A 19590-nucleotide genomic window follows, 5' to 3' on the forward strand; every position below is an offset into this window, starting at 1 on the left:
GGCCGCCGGCCCAGGCCCAGCCGATGCGGGCGCCGGTCACCCCGGAGACCCTGCGGCACCTCCGGCGGCTCTTCCGCACCCCGCTCGCCGAGGCCGCGGCGGCGCCCCAGGGCCCGCACCTGGTCAGCGACACCACGGCCGGGGCGGCCTACCTCTTCGACGCGGCCCCGGCCGGCGACGCACCCCGCCTGTCCCTCCCCCACACCTTCACCTCGGTCGCCCCGGGCAGCCTGACCCGCCCGACAGGGCTGGTGGTCCTGGGTACGTGAGCGGGGGAACACGCCGGAGCAACACGAAGAGCCCCACACGACGTGTGGGGCTCTTGCTGGTGTCCGAGGGGGGACTTGAACCCCCACGCCCGATAAAGGGCACTAGCACCTCAAGCTAGCGCGTCTGCCATTCCGCCACCCGGACCGGTGGTCGGCCCCGGTTTCCCGCGGCGACATGGACAACAATAGCAAAGGATCGGCGGGTCTCCGACCACTTATCCGGGCGGCCGCGGTCCGCCACGCCGGGCTGACCTGCGGGCATGTCTCGCCAGGGTCGACAAGACGGGCCGTCTCGCCGCGCTCGGGGCCCCTCGCGGCACGGGCCGGGCGGGCCTCGTCGGGCCCCCGGATGTCGGCATCCGGCTGGACAGCGGCGGGCCCGGGGCGGTCGGATGGCTGCGCACACATCCGGGGGGAGCCGCGCATGGAAACCGAGCACCGCGTCAGCACGCTGGAGCTGTTCTTCGACCTCGTCTTCGTCTTCACCATCACGCAGTTGACGGTGCTGCTGGCGGACGACCTGAGCCCGCGGGGCGCGGGGCAGGTCGTGCTCATCTTCACCGTGCTGTTCTGGATGTACGGGGGCTACGCGCACCTGACCAACCAGGTACCGCCGGACCGGACCGCCCGGCGCGTGCTGCTCATGCTGGCCATGGGCGCGTTCCTGGTGTGCGCGCTGGCCGTGCCCACCGCCTTCGGGGCGGGCGGTGTCGCCTTCGGCCTGGGGTACCTGCTGGTCGTGGTGGTGCACGGCGTGCTGTTCACGCAGGCGCACGGCCGCGGGGTGCTGTGGTTCGCGCTGCCCAACGTGCTGTGCGCCCTGGCGGTGACGGCCGCCGGGTTCTTCGACGGGCAGCCGGCCTGGGGACTGTGGCTGCTGGCGCTGCTGCTGCAGTTCGTGACGCCGGTGGTCGTGCAGCGGGTCGCGGCGAGCGGGGCCGCGGCGGAGCCCGAGGTGCCCGAGGTGCCCGAGGTGCCCGAGCAGACGGTCGGCGACCAGCTCGGCGGGATGAACGCGGCGCACCTGGTGGAGCGGCACGGCCTGCTGCTGATCATCGTCTTCGGCGAGTCCGTGATCGCGATCGGCATCGGGGTGGGCTCACTGCCCCTGTCCGCCGGCATCGCGGGCGGCGCGTTCCTGGCGCTCACGATCGCGTCCGCGATGTGGTGGATGTACTTCGTGCGCGACGAGGGCCGGGCCGAGGAGGTCTTCGCGCAGACCCCGCCGGACCGGCGGTTCAAGCTGGCGATGGCCGCGTACTACTACGCGTTCCTGCCGGTGCTGCTGGGCATCGCCGTCTTCGCGGCCGGTGTGAAGAAGACCATCGGGCACCTCGGAGAGCACCTGCACACCGGCCCCGCCGTTGCGCTGGCCGGCGGGGTCGCCCTCTATCTGGCCGGGAACCTGGTCTTCCGCGGGGTGCTGGGCCTCGGGCCGGCCCGCTACCGCGCGACGGCCCTGGTGCTCGCGCTCGCCACGGTGCCCGTGGGGACCGGCTGGACGGGAGCGGGCCAGCTGGTGGCACTGGCGGCCGTCCTGGTCTGCGCGGTGGTCGCCGAGGGGGGCCGCTCCCAAGCCGGGCAGGCGCGGGGAACGGCCACCGAGAGCGTCACGGGCAGCTGATGACCTGGCCGGCGTAGGAGAGGTTGCCGCCGAAGCCGAAGAGGAGGACGGGGGCGCCCGAGGGGATCTCGCCCCGCTGGACCAGCTTCGACAGGGCCATGGGGATGCTGGCCGCGGAGGTGTTGCCGGATTCGACGACGTCACGGGCGACGACGGCGTTGACCGCGCCGATCCTGGCGGCGAGCGGCTCGATGATGCGCAGGTTCGCCTGGTGGAGGACGACCGCGGCCAGCTCCTCCGGGGTGACGCCGGCCTTCTCGCACACCTTGCGGGCGAGCGGCGGGAGCTGGCTGGTGGTCCAGCGGTAGACGGACTGGCCCTCCTGGGCGAAGACCGGCGGCGAGCCCTCGATGCGGACCGCGTTGCCCATCTCCGGGACCGAACCCCACAGCACCGGGCCGATGCCCGGCTGCTCGCAGGCCTCGACGACGGCCGCGCCCGCGCCGTCGCCGGTGAGAACGCAGGTGGTGCGGTCGGACCAGTCGGTGATCTCGGTCATCTTGTCGGCGCCGATGACCAGGGCTCGCGTGGCGGAGCCGGCCCGGATGGCGTGGTCGGCCGTGGCCAGGGCATGGGTGAAGCCCGAGCAGACGACGTTGAGGTCCATGACGGCGGGGCTGCCGCCCATGCCGAGCTTCGCGGCGACGCGCGCTGCCATGTTGGGCGAGCGGTCGATCGCGGTGGAGGTGGCGACCAGGACGAGGTCGATGTCGTCCGGGGTCAGGCCGGCACCGGCCAGCGCCTTTCCGGCCGCGTGGTAGGCCAGCTCGTCCACCGGCTCGTCCGGGCCGGCGACGTGGCGGGTGCGGATGCCGACGCGGGACCGGATCCACTCGTCGGTGGTGTCGACCATGGCCGCGAGGTCCTCGTTGGTGAGCACTCTCGCGGGCTGGTAGTGCCCTAGCGCCACCACGCGTGAACCGGTCATGGGCGGGATCCCCCCTCGTAGGCAAGTCAGGATCACCCAGCTTTGCCTGCTACCGATGGGTACGTGTGCGTGTGACCCGACAGGATTCAGGCACCGGATTTTGGAGCTTCCCGAGGAGCTCCCTGCCCGGGACCTGGTCGGATGCGGAACCGCGAGAATGGGTACGGTCGGGCATCGGCGAGAAACAGAAGGGGTGGGCTGATCACCATGGGACGGGTCACCGAGCGCCGTCGCGTCGTCCGGATCCGGAACGGCGGGGCGGGTGTCCGCCCGGACACCCTAGTGGCCGAGGAGCCGCTGGAGATACGGCTGAACGGCCGGCCGCTGGCCATCACGATGCGTACGCCGGGTGACGACTTCGCCCTGGCGGTGGGCTTCCTGGTGAGCGAGGGGGTGCTCGGCGCGGCGTCGGAGGTCCAGGCCGTCACCTACTGCGAGGGGGCGACGGAGGACGGGTCGAACACCTACAACGTCGTCAACGTGCAGCTGGCCGCCGGGGTGCCGGTGCCGGACATCACGCTGGAGCGGAACGTCTACACCACCTCGTCCTGCGGCCTGTGCGGAAAGGCCAGTCTGGACGCGGTCCGTACGGCGTCCCGTTTCCCCGGGGTCGCCACCGACCCGGTACGGGTGCCCGCGGAGGTCCTGGCCGGCCTGCCGGACCGGCTGCGCGCGGCCCAGAAGGTCTTCGACCGTACGGGCGGCCTGCACGCGGCGGGGCTGTTCACCGCGGACGGGGAGCTGCTCGACCTGCGCGAGGACGTGGGCCGGCACAACGCGGTGGACAAGATCGTCGGGCGGGCGCTGCAGGCGGGACGGCTCCCGCTGACGGGCGCGGTCCTGCTGGTGTCGGGCCGGGCCTCCTTCGAGCTGGCGCAGAAGGCCGTGATGGCGGGCATGCCGGTGCTGGCGGCGGTCTCCGCGCCGTCCTCGCTGGCGGTGGACCTGGCGGTGGAGTCGGGCATGACCCTGGTCGGTTTCCTGCGGGGTCCGGACATGAACATCTACGCGGGCGAGGAGCGGATCACCCTGTAGCGGTGCGCCGGAAGCGTTCCGCGCCGCCGCCCGCGCTGCTGAGGAAGGTGGCCCACACCTCGCTGCCGCCGCCCGCCGCGCCCTCCGTGCCGGTGCCGTGGAGCGTGAACCAGTCATTGCACCCTTGCGCCGCGGGCGTCCCGTCGGGGCTGAACCGGACCCGGATCCCCGGGTCCTCGTCGGGCAGCTGGTCGAGGGTCCAGCTGCCCTCGCCGGGCTCCCCGCCCCCGGCGCACTTCCAGCCCGAAGTGTCCGAGAGGCGGGCCCGGCCGTCGGCCATCACCTCCAGCCGGGCTCCGCGGTCACCGTGCCAGGTGCCGACGACGTCCTTCTCCGTCAGCGGAGGGGAGGATTCGCCGACCCACTGGCCGAAGGCCAGGTACAGCAGGAGCAGCAGGCCGAACAGCACGCTGAGCACGATGCAGACCGCGCGCGCCAGGTTGTGGTCGCGCGTCAGCGCCGCCCCCGGCGGGAGCGGCGCCCGGCGTCGGCGGGCGGCTTCGGGGTCGGCGGGTCGATGCGGTGGAGGTCCAGGGTGGCCGGGAGCGGGGTGGAGCCCGGGCCGCCGGATTCGGCCCAGGCGATGATCTCGTCGGTGGCGGTGTCGTCGAGGGCCCAGCCGAACCACACCGCGCGGGCGCCCCGGCGGCGGGCCTCGGTGGTGGGCTGCACCACGATGACGTTGGCCTGGGCGCACGGGCCGAGGCAGTCGCTCGTACGGACGGCGAGGCGGCCCCCGGACGCGGTCGCTGCCTCGCGCAGCCGGGCGAGCTGGCCCGCGTGGTCGGAGCCGGGGTTCTTGCGGGGGTCTCCGCAGCAGCAGCCGCGGCAGACCACCAGGGTGCAGGGGCGTTCGGCGTGGGCGCCGAGCGGGCGTATCCAGGTCACCACCGTACGTTACCGGGCCTCGGGATCTTGTCGATCAGGCCGTACGGGAGACCTCCGCCACACGGTCGGCGGGGAGTTCGGGCAGCGGGTCGCCGGCGCGGCGCCGCGCGATGACGGCGCAGACCATCAGCTGCATCTGGTGGAAGAGCATCAGCGGGAGCACGGCGAGGCCGGCCTGGGCCCCGAACAGCACGCTGGCCATGGGGAGTCCGGCGGCCAGGCTCTTCTTCGACCCGGCGAACTGGATGGCGATGCGGTCCTCGCGGCCGAAGCCGAGGCGTGCCGCGCCGTACCAGGTGACGAGCAGCATGACCGCGAGGAGCACGGCCTCCACGACCACCAGCGCGCCGAGGCGCGGCGGGCTGACCTGCTGCCAGATGCCCCCCACCATGCCCGCGCTGAAGGCGGTGTAGACGACGAGCAGGATGGAGCCGCGGTCGACGTGTCCGAGGGTTTTCCTGTGCCGGGTGAGGAAGCCGCCGACCCAGCGGCGCAGGGCGCGGCCCAGGAGGAAGGGCAGGAGGAGCTGGAGGGTGATCCTGAGGAGGGAGTCGAGGGAGAAGCCGCCCGTGTGGCCGCCGAGCAGGGCGGCCGCGAGCAGCGGGGTGAGCACGATGCCGGCCAGGCTGGAGAAGGATCCTGCGCAGATGGCGGCGGGGACGTTGCCGCGGGCGATCGAGGTGAAGGCGATGGAGGACTGGACGGTCGAGGGGACCAGGCACAGGAAGAGCAGGCCGCTCTGGAGCGCGGGCGGCAGGAGGCCGGGGGCGAGGGCGCGCAGGGCCAGGCCGAGGGCCGGGAAGAGCAGGAAGGTGCAGCCGAGGACGGTGAGGTGGAGCCGCCAGTGGCGCAGGCCGTCGAGTGCCTCGCGGGTGGAGAGTCGGGCGCCGTAGAGGAAGAAGAGCAGGGCCACGGCCGCGGTGGAGGCGGTGCCGGCTGCCGTGGCGGCCGCGCCGCGGGCGGGCAGGAGGGAGGCGAGGCCGACGGTGCCGAGCAGGGCCAGGACGTACGGGTCCAGGGGGAGCCGGGCGGGGAGGTGGGGGCGGCGCATGCGCAGGTGCTCACTCGCTGTCGGAACGGGCGGGACTCCGGCCGGGTGTGACCGGGTGGGCTTGCTCTTGGTCCCTTCATGGTCGGGCCGCCGCGGTGATCGGGAAACCCGTACACCGCTCTCACTGTCATCACGGATCGCGATGAGCGCGCCCTACGATGGTGGGATGTACGACCCGGTGCAGTTGCGTACGTTCCTCACGGTGGCCCAGACGCTGAGCTTCACGCAGGCCGCGGGGCGTCTGGGCGTACGGCAGTCCACGGTCAGCCAGCACGTGCGGCGGCTGGAGGAGGCGACCGGGCGGCCGCTGTTCCTGCGGGACACGCACAGCGTGGAGCTGACGGAGGACGGCGAGGCGATGCTCGGCTTCGCGCGGACGATCCTGGAGGCGCACGAGCGGGCGGCTTCCTTCTTCACGGGGACGCGGCTGCGGGGGCGGCTGCGGTTCGGGGCCTCGGAGGACTTCGTGCTGTCGCGGCTCCCGGAGATCCTGGAGGGCTTCCGGCACGAGCACCCCGAGGTGGAACTCGAACTGTCGGTGGAGCTGTCGGGCACGCTGCACGAACGGCTGGACGCGGGGCGGCTCGACCTGGTGCTGGCGAAGCGGAGGGGGCCGGGCGACGAGCGGGGCCGCCTGGTCTGGCGGGACCGGATGGTGTGGATCGGCGCGGAGGGGCTGCGGGTGGATCCCGAGCGCCCGGTCCCGCTGATCGTCTTCCCGCCGCCGGGCATCACCCGGGCGCGGGCCCTGGAGGTGCTCGAACGGGACGGCCGGGCGTGGCGGTTCGCGTGCACGAGCGGCAGCCTGAGCGGTCTGGTCGCGGCCGCCCGTGCCGGACTGGGCGTGATGGCGCACACGCGGGGGCTGATCCCGCCGGGCCTGGTGAGGGTCGGCGGGCTGCCCGACCTGGGGCCCGTGGAGTTCGCCCTGGTGCGGGGGCCGCGCGCGTCGCCCGCCGCCGAGGCCCTGGCGGCGGCGGTCCTCGCGGGCGCGGACCGGCTCACCCGCACCGGATGAGCACCGCACACCACGCACCGCACACCGCACACCGCACACCGCCACGACGTGTACGGGATGAGCACCGCGCACCGCGCACCGCCGCTACGCGTACCGGCGTGCGGGGGTGACCCCCGGGCGCACGCCGGGCCGCCCGCGCCCTCGACCCGCACCTCAGCGGCGAGAACAACGTGATCACTGGGGAGGTCTTGTGGAGGTGTCCGAACGCCGAGCTACCCCCCTTGACACTGAGGTACGTTCACCGCGGCGCGCGGAGAGGAGCGGGGCCTTGCGCGAGATCACCGTCCCACCGGTCGTCATGGGCGCGCCCGTCGGCGGCCTGGCCGACGTCGTCTTCCAGCACGCCCGGGAGGAGCCGGGCAGGGTGGTCCTGGGCCGGAAGACCGACGGGGTGTGGCGGGACGTGACGTCCGGCGAGCTGGCGGCCGAGGTGCTGGCGCTCGCCAAGGGACTGCTGGCCCAGGGGGTGCGCTTCGGGGACCGGGTGGCGGTCATGTCACGCACCCGGTACGAGTGGACGCTGTTCGACTTCGCCCTGTGGGCGATCGGCGCCCAGCCCGTCCCCGTCTACCCGACGTCCTCCACCGAGCAGGTGCACTGGATCCTCTACGACACCGACTGCACGGCCTGTGTGGTGGAGAACGAGGACCAGGCGATGACGGTGGGTTCGGTCATCGACCGGCTCCCCCACCTGAGACGGCTGTGGCAGTTGGACGCCGGGGCCGTGGACGCGCTCGTCGAGGACGGCCGCTCGGTCGCCGAGGACGTCGTGCACCGCCATCGCGGCGCGGTGACGCCCGACGCGACGGCCACGGTCATCTACACCTCCGGGACCACCGGCCGCCCCAAGGGGTGCGTGCTGACGCACGCCAACTTCATGTACGAGGCCGACACCCTGGTGGCCCGCTGGGAGTCCGTGTTCCAGGGCAGGCAGGGCGACCCGCCGTCGACTCTGCTGTTCCTGCCGCTGGCCCACGTCTTCGGGCGGATGGTGGAGGTGGCGGCCGTCCGGGCACGGGTCAAGCTGGGGCACCAGCCGGTGCTGGCGGCGGCCGAGCTGATGCCGGACCTCGCGGCGTTCCGTCCGACCTTCGTGCTCGGCGTCCCGTACGTCTTCGAGAAGGTCTTCGCCGCCGCCCGCCGCAAGGCGGAGGCGGAGGGGCGTACGGGGCCCTTCGACCGGGCCGTGGAGACGGCCGTGCGGTACGCGGAGGCGCGGGAGCGGAGGGCCTTCGGGACCGGGCCGGGCCCTTCGGCGACGCTGCGGATGGAACACCAGCTCTTCGAGAAGCTCGTGTACGGGAAGGTCCGCGAGGCGATGGGCGGGCGGGTGCGGTACGCCATGTCGGGCGGGTCGGCGATGTCGCGCCGCCTCGGGCTGTTCTTCGACGGCGCCGGGATCACGGTGTTCGAGGGCTACGGGCTGACCGAGTCCTGCGCGGCGGCCACGGCGAACCCCCCGGAGGCGACGAAGTACGGGACGGTGGGCCGGCCGATCCCGGGCAGCACGGTGCACATCGCGGACGACGGGGAGGTCTGGCTGCACGGCGGGCACATCTTCGCCGGGTATCTGGGCGACCCCCGGTCCACGGAGGCTGTGCTGCGGGGCGGCTGGCTGGCGACCGGGGACCTGGGGCGGCTGGACGAGGACGGCTACCTGGTCATCACCGGGCGCAAGAAGGACATCCTCGTGACGTCCAACGGCAAGAGCGTCGCCCCGGCGGCGCTGGAGGAGCGGGTCCGTTCGCATCCGCTGGTGGCGCAGTGTGTTCTGGTGGGCAACGACCGGCCGTACATCGCGGCGCTGCTCACGCTGGACACGGAGGGGATAGCGCACTGGCTGTCGATGCGCGGCAGGCCGCAGATACCGGCCGCGGACCTGGTGAGCGACCCGGAGCTGACGGCGGAGGTCCGCCGGGCGGTGGTGGCCGCCAACACCCTGGTGTCGCAGGCGGAGGCGATCCGCGCCTTCCGGGTGCTGGCCGAGCAGTTCACGGAGGAGCGGGGGCTGCTGACCCCCTCGCTGAAGCTCAAGCGCCGGGCGATCGAGAAGGCGTACGAGAAGGAGGTCGCGGCGCTCTACCAGACGTGAGCGGCGGATCCGGAGGATCCGTAGCACTGCACCTGACGGTTCGTCACTCCAACCCGCCATCGATATTGACGATCCGTCAGGTCGCCCACAGAATGCGGGGATTCCGACGCGAGGGGATCCCCGACATGTTGCGACCGATCCGCACCCTGGCCGCCGCGGCGGCGGCCATCGCGCTCGTCTCCGCCTGCAACTCCGCCTCCACCGACGGCTCCTCCCCGAAAGGGCGCGGTGGCGCGAGCGGGAACACGCGCGGCGTGACCGGCGACTCGATCAAGGTCGGCGGCATCGTGTCGATGACCACCGCGAGCGGCTACAGCAAGAAGGACACCGACCTCGGCGCGAAGGCCCGCTACCTGAGAGCGAACGCCGAGGGCGGCGTCAACGGCCGCAAGATCGAGTACCTGGGCGCGGAGGACGACGGCCAGGACCCCGCGAAGAACATGGCGGCCGCCCGCAAGCTCGTCCAGCAGGACAAGGTCTTCGCGGTGTCCCCCATGAGCTCCGTGGCCTTCTCCGGCGCCGACTTCCTGGAACAGGAGAAGGTGCCCACCTTCGGCTGGGGCACCCTGCCCTCCTTCTGCGGGCCCAAGTACGTCTACGGCTTCAACGGCTGCCTGGTCCCCAGCCCCGGCGGCACCCTGAACCAGACCTGGCCCGAAGGCATCGCCCAGATCCTCGGCGGGGCCCGGGGCAAGTCGGTCGCGGTCATCGCCAACGACAGCGACGCCGGCAAGTTCGGCATCCGGACCTTCCAGCAGGGCTTCGCCGGCGCCGGCTTCAAGGTGTCCTACGCCAAGGCCTCCGTGCCCGGCACGGCCGTCCCCAGCGACTGGTCCGCGTATGTGAAGGAGATCCTCTCCAGCGACGACGGCAGGGCCCCGGACGCGGTGGTCTCCGTCATGCAGACGCCCAACAACATCGGGCTCTTCACCGCGCTCAAGCGCGGCGGATACGAGGGGCTGCTGTCCGACCCCACCGACTACGACCCCGGGCTGCTCACCCAGGACGCCACCAGGCAGGCCCTCGACGGGGTCCACGTACTGCTGCAGTTCCAGCCGTTCGAGTCGGCCGACCCCAAGACGGCCCGGTTCAAGGCGGACATCAAGGCGGCCGCGGGCGGCAAGGACCTGCCGCTCAGCATGCACATGCTCACCGGGTACATGTCGGCCGACCTGTTCCTGTCCATCGCGCAGAAGGCGGGCAGGGACCTGACCGTCGAGTCCTTCCAGGCCGCCGCGCAGGGCTTCTCCGACACCGGCACGCTCGTCGGCGACCGCGCGCTGCCCAAGGGGCAGAAGGACAGCTTCGGCTGCGGAGCGCTCGTACAGCTGAAGAACGGCGCGTACGAGGTCTCCGTCCCGTTCAAGTGCTACGAGCCCATCCCCTTCACGTAGGGCCTCGGCATGGGGGATCTGCTCGTCTTCGTCCTGAGCGGTCTGGTCTCCGGCGCCCTGTACGCACTGCTCGCCACCGGGCTGGTGCTCTCGTACTCGGCGTCCGGGCTGTTCAACTTCGCGCACGGGGCCACCGCCTACCTGTGCGCGCTCACCTTCTACGAACTGCACTCCGGTCTGGGCTGGCCGGCCGTCCCGGCCGCGCTGCTGGTGGTGTTCGTCCTCGCCCCCGGTCTCGGCTGGGGGCTGGACCGGCTGATGTTCCGGCGGCTCGCGCGGGTCGGCGAGACGGCGCAGATCGTGGCGACCATCGGACTGCTGGTGGCGCTGCCCGCCGCCGGGCTGTGGGCGGTCGAGCTGCTCGCGGACGCGGGCGCCCCGCTGAAACCGGCGGAGAACCAGTTCGGGCTGCCGGGCGTGGGGCCGAGCCCGGCGACGTCCTGGCAGCTCACGGACGGCGTCGGCATCGACTCCGACCAGCTGATCACCTGGGTGGTGACCGCGCTGGTGGCAGTGGCCCTGTGGGTGCTGATGCGGCACACGCGGACCGGGCTGCGGCTGCGGGCGGCCGTCGACAACCGCTCGCTGACCGAGCTGCGCGGGATCAGCGCCGACCGGCTGTCGTCGGTGGCGTGGATGATCGCGTCGGTGCTGGCCGGGCTGGCGGGTGTGCTGGCGACCCCGCTGCTGGGGCTGTCGGCGCACGACTACACGCTGTTCCTGTTCGTCTCCGCCACGGCGGCCGTCATCGGACGGTTCGCTTCCGTGCCGCTCGCCTTCGCCGGCGGGCTGGGGCTGGGGGTCCTGCAGAACCTGGTGGCCGGGTACGCGTCCTTCGCCGAGTCCGTCACCGGCTTCCGTACGGCGGTGCCCTTCCTGATCCTGCTCGGCGGGCTGCTCGTGCTGACCCGCAGATCGCGGACCGCGGGGGTCGCGGCGGTGGACGCCCCGCCGGTGGACCACCTGGCCGGGGCCTCCTGGGGGCGGCGGTGGGGGGTGTGGGCGGCCGGCGGCGGGCTGCTGTGCGTCGCGTTCTACACCGTCACCACACCCTTCTGGAGCGGGCTCCTGGCGCAAGGGCTGGCCGTGGCGCTGGTGTTCATGTCCTTCACCGTGGTGACCGGGCTCGGGGCGATGGTGTCCCTCGCCCAGGGCACCTTCGTGACCGGGGCCGCGCTCGTGGCCGGGCTGCTGATGAGCCGGGGCTGGCCGTTCGTGGCCGCGCTGGCGGTGGGCACGTGCGCGGCGGCGCTGCTGGGGGCGCTGGTCGCGCTGCCGGCGCTGCGGCTGGGCGGCAGGTCGCTGGCGCTGGCCACACTGGCCCTGGCGTTCCTGGCCGACCAGGTGCTGTTCCAGCTGCGGTGGCTGCGCAACGGCGACACGGGCTGGCCGGTTCCGCGGCCGGTGGCCGGGCCGGTGGACCTGTCGGACGACCGGGCCCTGGGGGTGGCCCTGGTGGTGCTGGTCGCGCTGGTCGCCGCCGCTCTGACGGCGCTGCGCGGATCACCGTCGGGGCGGGCGATGCTCGCGGTGCGGTCGGCCCCGGCGGCCGCCGCCGCCTCCGGGGTGTCCGTACTGCGTACGAAGCTGCTGCTGTTCACCCTGTCGGCGGGACTGGCCGGCTTCGGGGGCGTGATGTACGCCTCGTACAACACCCGGATCACGGCGACGGACTTCACGGCGATGACGGGGCTGGTCTGGCTGGCGGTCGTCGTGGCCGCGGGAGTGCGGCGGCCGCAGTACGCGGTGGTGGCGGGACTGGTGTACGCCGTGGCCCCGCGGCTGCTGTCCGACTACGTGACCGAGTCCGCGCACCTGCCGGTGATCCTGTTCGGCCTGGCCGGGCTGGCCCTCGCCAACGACCCCGACGGGTACTGCGCGGCCGTCCCGGTGCGGCTGGCGCGCCGGCGCGCTGCCGATTCCCGGGGCTCCGCCCCGGACCCGTCGGGGGCTGCGCCCCCGAACCCCCGCGCGTCGAACGCCGGCGAGGCGGACGTTCGCCTCGAACTGCGCGGCGTCACAGCCGGGTACGACGGCGGGCTCGTGCTGCACGGGGTCGATCTCGTCGTGCGGCGCGGGGAGATCCTCGCCGTGCTCGGGCCGAACGGGGCCGGGAAGAGCACCGCGTGCCGGGTCGCGGCCGGCCTGCTGCCCGTCACCGGCGGGGAGGTCCGCATCCGCGGGCGGGACGCCACCGGCGACGGGCCCGTACGCCGGTCGCGGGCCGGGGTGCTGCTCGCACCGGAGGGCCGGGGGATCTTCCCCTCGCTGACGATCGAGGAGAACCTGGCCCTCTACCTGGAGGAGCCCGACGCCCGGGTCGCCGTATACGACCGCTTCCCCCGGCTCGCCGAGCGGCGCGGGGTGAGCGCCGGCGCCCTGTCCGGCGGGGAGCAGCAGATGCTGGCCCTGGCTCCGCTGCTGCAGCGGCCGCCCGCGGTGCTGATCGCCGACGAGCCCTCGCTCGGGCTGGCCCCGCGCGTGGTGGACGAGGTGTACGCACTGCTCACCGAGCTCCGCGACGCCGGCACCGCGCTGCTCCTGGTGGAGGAGAAGGCCGCCGGGATCCTGGGCGTCGCCGACACCGTGGCCTACCTCTCCCAGGGCCGGGTCTCCTGGTGCGGCCCGCGCGACGAGGTGGACGCCGACCGGCTCACCGAGGCCTACCTGGGGATGGGGACATGAGCGGCTACGTGCTCCACGCGGGCGGTGTCGGCGTGCGCTTCGGCGGCGTCCGGGCGCTGAGCGGGGTGGACCTCGGGATCCGGGCGGGCGAGGTGTGCGGGCTGATCGGACCCAACGGGGCCGGGAAGACCACGCTCTTCGACGTCCTGTCGGGGATCCGCCGGCCGGACCGGGGTCGGGTCCTGCTGGACGGGGCGGACATCACGCGCCGCTCCCCCGTCTGGCGGGCCCGGCACGGCATGCGCCGCACGTTCCAGCGGCAGCAGCTGTTCGGGCAGCTCAGCGTGGCCGACAACGTGCTGGTGGCGCAGGAGTGGCGGGGCGGCGGGGGCGGGCCGGCCGCCGACCTCCTCGCCCTGCCGTCCCGGCGCGCCCGGGAGCGGGCCCGCCGGGTGCGCGGCGAGCGGGTGCTGGCCGACTGCGGGATCGGCGCGCTGGGGACCTCGTACGCGGGCGGACTGCCCGTCGGGCAGGCCCGGATGGTGGAGCTGGCGCGCGCGGTGGCCGACCCGCCGCGGGTGCTGCTGCTGGACGAACCGGTGTCCGGGCTGTCGGCGCCCGAGCGCGGGCAGCTCGCGGCGGTGGTGCGGCGGCTGGCCGAGCAGGAGGGCTGCGCGGTGCTGCTGGTCGAGCACGACGTCGCCTTCGTGACGGACCTGTGCACCCGGGTCGTCGTACTCGACCTCGGGACGGTGCTGGCCGAGGGCACGCCGGCCGAGGTGCGGGCGGACCCGCTGGTGCGGGAGGCGTACCTGGGCACCGCGTGAGGCGGCCCGGGCGGGGGGAATACGTGGCACGAGGGGCCGGTTGTCGCCCCTCGTACGACGCTGTACCACCGCGCACCACCGCGCCGACGTGAGGGAACGACCCGACGTGAACCAGGTCCCGGCCATCAGGCTCAACAACGGCACGCTCATGCCCCAGCTCGGCTTCGGCGTCTGGCAGGTGCCGGACGCGGAGGCGGAGCGCGCCGTGGGGACCGCCCTGGAGGCCGGTTACCGCAGCATCGACACGGCCGCCGTCTACGGCAACGAGCGGGGCACGGGCAAGGCCGTCGCCGCCTCCGGGCTGCCGCGCGAGGAGCTGTTCGTCACCACCAAGCTGTGGAACGGCCCGAAGCAGACGTGGGGCCGCGAGGCGGTGCTGCGCGCCTTCGACGACTCCCTCTCCAAGCTGGGTCTCGACCATGTCGACCTGTACCTGATCCACTGGCCGCGCCCGATGCGCGACGACTTCGTCGCCATCTGGAAGACCTTCGAGGAGGTCGCGGCGAGCGGCCGCGCCAAGGCGGTCGGCGTGTCGAACTTCCGCACCGAGGACCTGGACCGGATCGCCGCCGAGAGCGCGCTCGTGCCGGCCGTCAACCAGGTCGAGCTGCACCCGCTGCACCCGCAGGCCGAACTGCGCGCCGAGCACGCCGCGCGCGGGATCGTCACCGAGGCCTGGTCGCCTCTGGGCCAGGGCAAGGACCTCCTCACGCTGCCGGCCGTCACCGCGGTCGCCGAGGCGCACGGCCGCAGCGCCGCCCAGGTGGTGTTGCGCTGGCACCTCCAGCACGGGAACGTCGTGATCCCGAAGTCGGTGACCCCCGCCCGTATCCGGGAGAACCTGGACGTCTTCGGCTTCGAGCTGGACGTCGCCGAGATGGCCGCGCTGGACGCCCTGGGCGCGGGCGCGGCGGGCCGCCGGATCGGCCCGGACCCGGCCGAATTCGACGTGTGAGGACGGGCGGGTGAAGCTTCCCGAAGGGCTCTACCGGATCCGGAACGTGGACAGCGGGCTGGTGCTCCAGCTGGAGGGCGCCTCCCGTGTGCGGGTCGGCCCGGACGGGCCGCCCGCTCCGGCGGCCGCCCGCCGGTGGCTGATCGCGCCCGTGCACAGCGGCGGCGGGATCTTCCACGTGGTGAGCGAGGACAACGAGCGGCGCCTCGACGTGGCGAACGCGTCGACGGACAGCGGCGCCCGGGTGCAGGTGTGGCGGGCCAACGCCTTCGGCGCGCAGGAGTGGATCGTCGAGGAGCACCTCGACGATCCGGGGGTGGTGTCCCTGATCGCCTGTATCAGCGGGCTGCTGCTGGAGACCGACGCGGAGGGCCGGGTCCGGCAGGGCGAGGACACCGACTCCCCGTCCCAGTGGTGGCGGCTGGAACCGGCATAGGCCCTGGGGGGCGGCGGCCGTGGCGCCGGGCCCGCCCCCCGGCCGCCGTCACATGCGTACGAAGCTCCGCAGGCGGTACGTCGGCTCCGCGCGCGGCGTGTCCTGGTCGGGCAGCAGTTCCAGCCGGGCCGCCAGCTCGGGCGCGGTGATGCCGCGCGGGACGATGCGCGAGGCGTACCGCCCCGCGAGCAGCGCCTCGGCGGAGCCGCGCGGGGTGCGGCCCTGGCCGTGGCCGGTGAAGTGGGCCTCGCCGCCGGGGAGCAGGCCCGCCCGGGACGCTTGGGCCTCGATCTCTCCGGAGGCGTCCGAGGGGGTCGGGGCCAGGTGCGCGGCGAACACGGCGTCGATGTCGCTGCCGACGTCGTGCGCGGAGTCCTTGTCCACGGTGGTGACGAGGACCCCGCCGGGCCGCAGCACCCGGGCGGCCTCGGCGATCACCGCGGGCACCAGTCCCGGATCCCGCAGCAGGTGGAGCAGCCACACCGCGCTCACCGCGTCCAGCGAGCCCGAGCGCACGGGCAGCCGGGCGGCGTCGGCGAGGGCCACGGGGACGCCGCGGCGCAGCGCCGCGGCCGCCATGCCGTGGGAGGCGTCGGCGCCCAGGACGCGCAGTCCGGGGCGCCCCAGCCGGGCGGTGACGATGCCCGTGCCGCAGCCGAGGTCGAGGAGGGTTCCCACCTCGGCCGGGAGGAGGCTGAGGACGGCCGCCGCGGCGGCCTCGGCGCGCGGGGGGCCGCCGCGGGAGGCGTCGTAGAACCCGGCCTCGGCGTCGTAGTCGAGCAGGGGTTTCGCGGTCGGTATGTGCGTGGTCATCAGCTCGCGCCGTGGGCGGGGGCGAGGGACTCCACGCGCTCGGCGAGGGCGAAGTCGGTCTCCGTCACCACGCCTCCGGCGTCGTGGCTGTGCACGGAGAGCCGCACCGTGTCGTAACCGAGCGTCAGGTCGGAGTGGTGGTTCAACTCCTGCTGGACGGCGGCGATGTGGGCGACCAGGGCGCTCGCCGCGACATGCGACCGCAGGCGGTAGGTACGGATGATCCGGTCGTCCTCGAAGGCCCAGCCGGGGAGTTCCCTGAGCCGGTCCTCGATCTCCTTCTGCGACAGCGGTTCACTCGGCATGCACCGGCTCCTTTTCCCCGTGACGTGTAGTCAAGGTTCCCACAGTGCGCGCCGGAGCGAACCTTTCGCGCCATAGTGCGCTCGGGTACTTCTGCACCTTCCGCCTCCGGCGGCCGCCCTCTAGGCTCCTGCGCCGGACGTGACTGTTACCAGCGGTAACGAGGGGGGCATTCGCCATGGCCGGCACCGGGAGTTCCAGGCGTACGTTCATCGCGGGCACGGGCGCCGCGGCCTTGTCGGCCCAGGCCCTGACCGGCCTGGCGGCTCCGGCGGCGGCTGCCGCCCCCGCCGCACCCGCCGCGGCGCCCACCGCGCCGAACGGCCGGCACGTCGCCGTACTCGGCGGCGGGGTGGCCGGGATGACCGCGGCGCACGAACTCGCCGAGCGCGGATACGCCGTCACCGTGTACGAGCGCCGGGCGCTCGGCGGCAAGGCCCGCAGCATGGACGTGCCGGGCAGCGCCCGCGGCGCCCGCAGGCCGCTGCCCGCCGAGCACGGCTTCCGCTTCATCCCGGGGATCTACCACAACCTGCCCGACACCATGCGGCGCATCCCCTTCCCCGGCAACGCGAACGGCGTGTGGGACAACCTGGTGGCCCCGCCGGAGATGATGTTCGCCCGCGCCGGGGGTCGTGAGGACCTGCGCGGCCCCATCCCCTGGCCCGGCCACTCCCCCGCCGCGCTCACGCCCGAGGAGGTACGGCGCGCCCTGTCGGGGATCCTGCAGACCCTGGTCAGGCTGCCTCCGTACGAGACGGCGTACTTCGTCGACCGCGTACTGGTCTTCCTCACCAGCTGCGACGAGCGGCGGGCCGAGGTCTGGGAGCACACCCCGTGGTGGGAGTTCACCCGGGCCGGGCGGATGTCGAACGAGTACCAGCGCATCCTGGCGGTCGGCGTCACCCGCAACATCGTGGCCACCAAGGCGGAGGAGGCCTCCACCCGTACGGTCGGCACCCTCGGCGAGGCCTTCGTCTTCAACCTCCTGGGCCGCGGGGCGGACGGCCCGCCGGACCGGATCCTCAACCTGCCCACCAACGAGGCGTGGATCGACCCGTGGGAGGCCCATCTGCGCTCCCTGGGCGTGGAGTTCAGGGTCGGCTGGACGGTACGGGAGGTGCAGTACGGGGGCGGCCGGGTGAGCGGGATCGCGGTCGAGGACCCGGACGGCGCCCGGCGGACCGTGACCGCCGACCACTACGTCAGCGCGCTGCCCGTCGAGCACGCCCGGCGCACCTGGAGCGCGGGGCTGCGGGCCGCCGACCCGATGCTGGGGCGCTGCGACAGGCTCCAGACGGACTGGATGACCGGCATCCAGTTCTATCTGACCGAACGGGCCCCACTGGTGCACGGCCACATCAACTGCATCGACTCACCCTGGTCGTTGACGGCGATCCAGCAGGCCGAGCACTGGCCGGCGCGGGACTTCCCCGCCGACTACGGCGACGGAGCGGCGGTCGACTGCCTGTCGGTGGACATCTCGGAGTGGGACAAGCCGGGGATCCTGTACGGGAAGACGGCCAAGCAGTGCACCCGCGACGAGGTGGCGCGCGAGGTGTGGGCCCAGCTGAAGGCCTCCCTCAACGACACCGGGAAGACGCCGCTGTCGGACTCGAAGCTGCACTCGTGGTTCCTGGACCCCGGTGTGGACGGGCTCGGCACCCCGAACCCCACCAACCAGGACGAGCTGCTGATCCACCCGGTCGGCACCCTCGCCAACCGGCCGAGCGCGAACACGCGCGTCCCGAACTTCTTCCTCAGCGGGGACTACGTCGCCGTCGACATCGACCTCGCGACGATGGAGGGCGCCAACGCCTCGGCCCGCGCGGCCGTCAACAGCCTGCTGGACCGGGACGGTTCGACGGCCAGGCGGTGCACCGTCCGGCCGCTGTACCGGGCGCCGGAGATGGAGGGCGCCAAGCGGCACGACCTGTGGCGCCACCGCCTCGGCCTGCGCAACGTCTTCGATGTCGGCTGACCGCGGCGGGGCCCGGCCCGGCTCGCTCGGCTACCGTCGAAGCCATGACCACCTCGACACCCACGGTCGGCGCCCTGCTGCGCACATGGCGGCAGCGGCGCGGGATCAGCCAGCTGGAGCTGGCGGGCCGCGCCGACTCCTCGTCCCGGCACATCAGCTTCATCGAGACCGGGCGGTCCCGGCCGAGCGAGGAGATGGTCCTGAGGCTCGCCGACCGCCTGGACGTCCCGGTACGGGAACGCAACGCCCTGCTGCTGGCCGCGGGTTACGCACCGCACTACGCGCAGACCGCGCTGGACGACCCGTCGATGGAGACCCTGCGCGAGGGCATCGAGCGGCTGCTGACCGGGTACGAGCCCTGTCCCGCGCTGGTCGTGAACGCCACGTACGACGTCGTGGCCGCCAACCGGGGCATCCTGATGCTGCTGGACGGTCTGCCGGAGCACCTGCTGACGCCGCCGCTGAACGCGATGCGGATCACCCTGCACCCCGAGGGCCTGGCCCCGCGGATCCGCAACCTCCGGCAGTGGCGCGGGCACCTGCTCGCCCAGATGGAACGCCAGATCGCGCTGGCCCGCTCCGAGCCGCTGCGCGCGCTGTACGAGGAGGTCTGCGCCTATCCGGTGGCCGAACGCCCCGGCGGCGGCGCACCGCAGGAGCCTGTCACCTCCATCGCGCTCCCGCTGGTCATCGAGCACGACGGTCACCTGCTGTCCTTCGTGTCGTCCATCGCGACCTTCAACACCCCCATGGACGTGACCGTCGCCGAGCTGGCCATCGAGACGATGCTCCCGGCCGACCCGGCGACGGTGAAGTACCTGCGCTCACTCGGCGACTGAGCGCAGGGCGAGCTGCTGGAGCACGGCGAAGCCTGCGACGGTGAGGGCCTGCGCCGGAATCCACACGGTCCCGGCGAGGGTCGGCGAGAACCACACGGCGAGGGCCGCCAGGCTCAGCGCGGCCCAGGCGTAGTTGGTCCCGACGACGGCCTTCACGGCGAGCACCGGGGGCCGGCCGCGCGAGGCCAGCAGGCCGACGGCGGCGCCGTACAGCACCAGCGGGACGCCGAGGGCCAGGAGCAGCCCGGGCCCGACGCCGAGCAGCCGCCCGAGCGGCGCGGAGAAGGCGACGTAGGCGAGGCCGTTGCCGGTGGTGACGACGGCGTCGAGGGCGAGGAAGCGACGCAGCGCGAGCTGTGGGACGGCGGTACGGGCGAAACCGGCGAGCAGGGTAGCGGACATGGGGGATCAGCCTCCGTCGAGGTCGAACGGCCAGGTGGGAGCCGGGCCCGGAACCGAGTGCGCGGCCCCGGGACCCGACGCCCCCACGGTGCCGGGCACCCCCGCGGGGG

General features: G+C 73.6%; 18 protein-coding genes and 1 tRNA gene. 11 read left to right on the forward strand and 8 right to left on the reverse strand.

What is annotated here, in order from left to right:
* Positions 1-326: 326 nt before the first annotated feature.
* Positions 327-414 (reverse strand) — tRNA-Leu (locus tag ACFWFZ_RS14720).
* Between the two features lie 279 nt (positions 415-693).
* On the opposite strand from ACFWFZ_RS14720, the gene ACFWFZ_RS14725 reads away from it, so the two are divergent.
* Entirely contained in the window at positions 694-1893 is a 1200-nt protein-coding gene (locus tag ACFWFZ_RS14725; RefSeq protein WP_387121847.1) for a low temperature requirement protein A, read from the forward strand.
* Here ACFWFZ_RS14725 and ACFWFZ_RS14730 read toward each other — a convergent pair.
* The gene (locus ACFWFZ_RS14730; protein WP_387121850.1) at positions 1880-2821 is read right to left on the reverse strand and encodes a beta-ketoacyl-ACP synthase III; all 942 of its coding nucleotides are present in this window, start codon (positions 2819-2821) and stop codon (positions 1880-1882) included. The two genes, ACFWFZ_RS14725 and ACFWFZ_RS14730, sit on opposite strands and share 14 nt — an antisense overlap.
* A 207-nt stretch (positions 2822-3028) precedes the next feature.
* On the opposite strand from ACFWFZ_RS14730, the gene fdhD reads away from it, so the two are divergent.
* Complete coding sequence (fdhD, locus tag ACFWFZ_RS14735) at positions 3029-3856, forward strand: formate dehydrogenase accessory sulfurtransferase FdhD (RefSeq protein WP_387121853.1); 828 nt, start codon at positions 3029-3031, stop codon at positions 3854-3856.
* Here the strand turns inward: fdhD and ACFWFZ_RS14740 are convergent.
* Genes ACFWFZ_RS14740 through ACFWFZ_RS14750 form a run of 3 tightly spaced genes read right to left on the reverse strand, consistent with a single transcriptional unit; the run spans position 3846 to position 5795 of the window.
* On the reverse strand, positions 3846-4274 hold the full coding sequence (locus tag ACFWFZ_RS14740; protein WP_387121856.1) for a hypothetical protein: 429 nt from the start codon (positions 4272-4274) through the stop codon (positions 3846-3848). The two genes, fdhD and ACFWFZ_RS14740, sit on opposite strands and share 11 nt — an antisense overlap.
* A 35-nt stretch (positions 4275-4309) precedes the next feature.
* Positions 4310-4744 carry a (2Fe-2S) ferredoxin domain-containing protein gene (locus ACFWFZ_RS14745; RefSeq protein WP_387121859.1) on the reverse strand — a complete coding sequence of 145 codons (435 nt, stop codon included), beginning with the start codon at positions 4742-4744 and terminating at the stop codon, positions 4310-4312.
* A 34-nt stretch (positions 4745-4778) separates the two neighbouring features.
* Positions 4779-5795, reverse strand: coding sequence for a bile acid:sodium symporter family protein (locus tag ACFWFZ_RS14750; RefSeq protein WP_387121862.1), 1017 nt, complete (start codon positions 5793-5795; stop codon positions 4779-4781).
* A gap of 166 nt (positions 5796-5961) precedes the next feature.
* Between ACFWFZ_RS14750 and ACFWFZ_RS14755 the strand changes: the two genes are divergently transcribed.
* From ACFWFZ_RS14755 to ACFWFZ_RS14785, 7 genes are all read left to right on the forward strand, one after another.
* The gene (locus tag ACFWFZ_RS14755) at positions 5962-6813 is read left to right on the forward strand and encodes a LysR family transcriptional regulator (RefSeq protein WP_387121865.1); all 852 of its coding nucleotides are present in this window, start codon (positions 5962-5964) and stop codon (positions 6811-6813) included.
* A gap of 268 nt (positions 6814-7081) precedes the next feature.
* Complete coding sequence (locus ACFWFZ_RS14760; RefSeq protein ID WP_387121868.1) at positions 7082-8905, forward strand: AMP-dependent synthetase/ligase; 1824 nt, start codon at positions 7082-7084, stop codon at positions 8903-8905.
* Positions 8906-9030: 125 nt separating this feature from the next.
* A complete protein-coding gene (locus tag ACFWFZ_RS14765; protein WP_387121871.1) occupies positions 9031-10299 on the forward strand; it encodes an ABC transporter substrate-binding protein in 1269 nt (422 codons plus the stop codon).
* 9 nt (positions 10300-10308) lie between these two features.
* Positions 10309-12984, forward strand: a complete 2676-nt coding sequence (locus ACFWFZ_RS14770) for an ATP-binding cassette domain-containing protein (RefSeq protein ID WP_387121874.1) — start codon at positions 10309-10311, stop codon at positions 12982-12984.
* Positions 12981-13751 (forward strand): ABC transporter ATP-binding protein, encoded by a 771-nt coding sequence (locus tag ACFWFZ_RS14775; RefSeq protein ID WP_387121877.1) that lies wholly within the window; start codon positions 12981-12983, stop codon positions 13749-13751. Before ACFWFZ_RS14770 ends, ACFWFZ_RS14775 begins: the two co-directional genes overlap by 4 nt.
* A gap of 106 nt (positions 13752-13857) precedes the next feature.
* The gene (locus ACFWFZ_RS14780) at positions 13858-14706 is read left to right on the forward strand and encodes an aldo/keto reductase (RefSeq protein ID WP_387122016.1); all 849 of its coding nucleotides are present in this window, start codon (positions 13858-13860) and stop codon (positions 14704-14706) included.
* Positions 14707-14716: 10 nt separating this feature from the next.
* Positions 14717-15142 carry an RICIN domain-containing protein gene (locus ACFWFZ_RS14785; RefSeq protein ID WP_387121880.1) on the forward strand — a complete coding sequence of 142 codons (426 nt, stop codon included), beginning with the start codon at positions 14717-14719 and terminating at the stop codon, positions 15140-15142.
* 48 nt (positions 15143-15190) lie between these two features.
* Here ACFWFZ_RS14785 and ACFWFZ_RS14790 read toward each other — a convergent pair whose 3' ends face one another.
* Together ACFWFZ_RS14790 and ACFWFZ_RS14795 are read right to left on the reverse strand one after the other, a co-directional pair.
* Positions 15191-15955, reverse strand: a complete 765-nt coding sequence (locus tag ACFWFZ_RS14790) for a class I SAM-dependent methyltransferase (protein WP_387121883.1) — start codon at positions 15953-15955, stop codon at positions 15191-15193.
* Positions 15955-16260 carry a 4a-hydroxytetrahydrobiopterin dehydratase gene (locus tag ACFWFZ_RS14795; protein ID WP_387121887.1) on the reverse strand — a complete coding sequence of 102 codons (306 nt, stop codon included), beginning with the start codon at positions 16258-16260 and terminating at the stop codon, positions 15955-15957. Before ACFWFZ_RS14795 ends, ACFWFZ_RS14790 begins: the two co-directional genes overlap by 1 nt.
* A 176-nt stretch (positions 16261-16436) precedes the next feature.
* Between ACFWFZ_RS14795 and ACFWFZ_RS14800 the strand changes: the two genes are divergently transcribed.
* Together ACFWFZ_RS14800 and ACFWFZ_RS14805 are read left to right on the forward strand one after the other, a co-directional pair.
* On the forward strand, positions 16437-18239 hold the full coding sequence (locus ACFWFZ_RS14800; RefSeq protein WP_387121890.1) for an FAD-dependent oxidoreductase: 1803 nt from the start codon (positions 16437-16439) through the stop codon (positions 18237-18239).
* A 44-nt stretch (positions 18240-18283) separates the two neighbouring features.
* The gene (locus tag ACFWFZ_RS14805) at positions 18284-19078 is read left to right on the forward strand and encodes a helix-turn-helix domain-containing protein (RefSeq protein WP_387121893.1); all 795 of its coding nucleotides are present in this window, start codon (positions 18284-18286) and stop codon (positions 19076-19078) included.
* Here the strand turns inward: ACFWFZ_RS14805 and ACFWFZ_RS14810 are convergent.
* Positions 19064-19480: a hypothetical protein gene (locus ACFWFZ_RS14810; RefSeq protein ID WP_387121896.1), complete on the reverse strand. Its 417-nt coding sequence runs from the start codon at positions 19478-19480 to the stop codon at positions 19064-19066. The genes ACFWFZ_RS14805 and ACFWFZ_RS14810 overlap by 15 nt on opposite strands.
* Positions 19481-19590: the final 110 nt, after the last annotated feature.

Source organism: Streptomyces sp. NPDC060232, from assembly GCF_042726555.1.
GTDB lineage: Bacteria > Actinomycetota > Actinomycetes > Streptomycetales > Streptomycetaceae > Streptomyces.